Origin of the sequence: Trichloromonas sp., from assembly GCF_041583255.1 — a bacterium.
In the GTDB taxonomy this organism is placed as follows: domain Bacteria; phylum Desulfobacterota; class Desulfuromonadia; order Desulfuromonadales; family Trichloromonadaceae; genus Trichloromonas.
On sequence record NZ_JBFHGD010000287.1, the window covers coordinates 1 to 3388 of the forward strand.

The 3388-nt window shown below is 59.8% G+C and carries 3 protein-coding genes; all 3 read left to right on the top strand.

Going from position 1 to position 3388, the window contains the following annotated elements; genetic code table 11:
• Window positions 1–236: 236 nt before the first annotated feature.
• A complete protein-coding gene (locus ABYV89_RS15700) occupies window positions 237–1352 on the top strand; it encodes a radical SAM protein (RefSeq protein WP_432823877.1) in 1116 nt (371 codons plus the stop codon).
• 91 nt (window positions 1353–1443) lie between these two features.
• Window positions 1444–2472: a uroporphyrinogen decarboxylase gene (hemE, locus tag ABYV89_RS15705; RefSeq protein WP_432823878.1), complete on the top strand. Its 1029-nt coding sequence runs from the start codon at window positions 1444–1446 to the stop codon at window positions 2470–2472.
• A 57-nt stretch (window positions 2473–2529) separates the two neighbouring features.
• Window positions 2530–3388 (top strand): ferrochelatase (hemH, locus tag ABYV89_RS15710; RefSeq protein WP_432823879.1); only part of this gene is annotated, 859 nt, incomplete at its 3' end.

Below are 3388 nucleotides of genomic sequence, written 5' to 3' on the forward strand. Positions count from 1 at the left end.
CAACGAACTCTTTGCTGTCGACACCGTCGACCACGATAATGGCGGTGTGGACACCTGAAGCGAACACCCTTACATAGATCAGATTGCCGGAGGCGGGCCCCTGGGTCCGCCTTCACGTTTTTCGCCGCCGGCAAAGAAAAGGATCCCCCTAAAATCTTGTCATCCTGTGCTGATCTGGGTTAATATCTGGAAATTTGCAGGAAACAGGCAAGAGGTGCCTCTCGAAGGGAGTTTTCATGACGGACACTGCTGAAAAATTCATCCCCAAATGGATTGCCTGGGAATCGACCCAGCGCTGCAATCTCAACTGTGTGCACTGCCGCTGTTCTTCCGATATGAATGCGGCGGTGGGGGATTTCAACACTGAAGAAGCCTTCAAGCTGATCGACGACATCTGCGAGGTGAGCCAGCCGGTCATGGTCCTCTCCGGCGGCGAACCGCTGCTGCGCGAGGATATCTTCGACATTGCCAAATACGGAACCTCCAAGGGACTGCGGATGTGCATGGCGACCAACGGCACCCTGATCACCGACGAGGTCTGTGCGCAGATGAAAGAGGCCGACATCAAGATGGTCTCGCTGTCGCTCGACGGTTCGACCGCCGCCATCCACGACGACTTCCGCTCCTGCCCCGGGGCCTTCGAAGGGGTAGTGCGAGCGGCCGAAACCCTCAAGCGCAACGGCATCAAGTTTTTGATCAATTCCTCCTTCACCAAGCGCAACCAGCACGATATCGGCGCAACCTTCAAGGTGGCCAAGGGGATGGGGGCGACCGCCTGGTACATGTTCATGATCGTGCCGACCGGCCGCGGCGAAGAGATCATGAGCGAGCTGATTACCAAGGAGGATTACGAAGAGATCCTCGCCTGGCACTACGAGCAGGAAAAGGGGGAGGACGAGATCCTCATGCGCCCGACCTGCGCTCCCCACTATTACCGCATCGTGCCGCAGATGGCCAAGGCCGAAGGGGTTGATTTTCAGCGCCGCAGCCTGACCTTCTCCACCGGCGGCGGCAAGGGCTGCATCGCCGCCCAGACCATCTGCCTGATCGACTGCTTCGGTAACCTCAAGCCCTGCTCCTATTTCCATTCCTCGGTCGGCAACGTCAAGCAGGTGCCGTTCAGGGATCTCTGGTACAATTCCAAGGTCTTCAACGATCTGCGCGATTTTAAAAAATATACCGGCAAGTGCGGCGAATGCGAGTTCATCAACGTCTGCGGCGGCTGCCGGGCCCGCGCCGACGCCGTTTACGGCGACTACATGGCCGAAGAGCCGTTCTGCAATTACATCCCCAACCGCACCCGCAAGCGGATGGAACAAGAGGCGGCCGAAAACGCGGCAAAAAATCTGTGATTGGTGGCTCGTGAGTGGTCATCGGCAACCGCCTCTGACCACTCCCCATCACCAATAACCAATCAGTTGTTTTCATAACGGAGGTTTTCCCATGAGCACCGAATACAATTTCATCAAGGCCTGCTGGGGCCAGCCCGTCGATCGTACTCCTGTTTGGCTGATGCGCCAGGCCGGCCGCTACCTGCCCCAATACATGGCGGTTCGCAAGAACTGCACCTTCCTCGAGCTGTGCAAAACTCCGGAACTGGCCGCCGAAGTCACCATCCAGCCGATCGATTATCTCGGTGCCGATGCCGCGATCCTCTTCTCCGACATCCTGACCCCGGTCGAGCCGATGGGGCTCAAGCTTGATTTCGTCCCCGGCCCGGTTTTCGAAAACCCGGTGCGAAGCAAGGCCGACATCGACGCCCTGCGCATCCCGGTGATGGAAGAAGACGTTCCCTACGTGCTGGAGACCATCAAGATCCTGCGCCGCGAGTTTGAAGGCCGGGTTCCGCTGATCGGTTTCGGCGGCGCCCCCTTCACCCTGGCCTGTTACATGGTCGAAGGCAAGGGAAGCAAGGATTTTGCCCAGATCAAGCGGATGATGTACGGGGCTCCGGAGCTTTATGCTGCGCTGATGGACAAGATTACCGAGATGTCCCGTCTGTATCTCAACGCGCAGATCGCCGCCGGGGCCCAGGCCATCCAGATCTTTGACACCTGGGGCGGTATCGTTTCGCCCCTCGACTACGAGAAGTATATCCTTCCCTACACCACCAAGCTGATCAACGGCCTCAACCGCAACGGCGTTCCGATCATTCACTTCGTCAAGGGCGCGGGCACCATGCTCAAGAGCGTGCGCAAGGCCGGTTCCGACGTGGTCGGGCTCGATTGGCACGTCAGCCTCGGCAAGGCAAGAGACATGCTGGGAGACGAGATCGCCGTGCAGGGCAACCTCGATCCCACGGTCCTCTATGCGCCCAAGCCTCACATCGAGAGCGAGGTCAAGCGGATTCTTGACGAGAACGCCGGTCGTCCAGGGCACATCTTCAACCTGGGCCACGGTATCCTGCCGACCGTCGATCCCGAGCACGCCAAGTTCATGGTCGAGTGCGTGCATCGTCTCAGCCAGAAATAATTCATTCGTCATCAAGCGAGGGGCGGGGTTAAACCCGCCCTTCGTGTATGGAACGCCATGGACACCCAATCCCCAATCGGTATCGTTCTGCTGAACATGGGGGGGCCTGATTCCCTCAACGCGGTTCGCCCCTTTCTGTATAACCTCTTTTCCGACCGGGACCTGATCCAGCTCCCCCTGGGGAGCGTGCTGCAGAAGCCCTTTGCCCGACTGATTTCTTTTTTTCGCTCCCGCAAGGTGGTGGAAAACTACCGGGACATCGGCGGCGCCTCGCCCCTGCTGCACTGGACCAGTCGACAGGCCGAGGGGATCGCCGGCTGCCTCGGTTCCGAGTATCGCCCCTACGTGGTGATGCGCTACTGGCAGCCCCGGGCCGAACAGGTGCTGCGGCAGATGGCCGCCGACGGCGTCAAGCAGGCGGTGGTCCTCTCCATGTATCCCCATTACACCGGCGCCACCACCGGCAGCAGCCTCAAGGATTTCCGTCAGACCGCCGAACGGGTTTATCCCGGTCTGCAGTTTTCGGTGATCGAGCAGTGGTTCGACTGGCCCGGCTATCTCGATGCCCTGGCCGGCCGGATCGAGGCGGGGCTCGAATATTTCCACGAGCTGGTGCGCGACGATGTGCAGATCCTCTTTAGCGCCCATGCCCTGCCGCAGAAGTTCATCGACCGCGGCGACCCCTATCTCGAACATGTCATGGCCACGGTCAAGGGGGTGATGGAACGCCTCCCAGGCCGCCCCTGGCACGTCGCTTTCCAGAGCCGCAGCGGCCCCGTGCAGTGGATGGAGCCGGGGACCGAGGAGGTGATCGACCGCTTGGCCGAAGACGGTTGCGAGAACCTGCTGATCGTGCCCGTCTCCTTCGTCTCCGACCACATCGAAACCCTCTACGAGGTCGATGTCGAGTATGTAC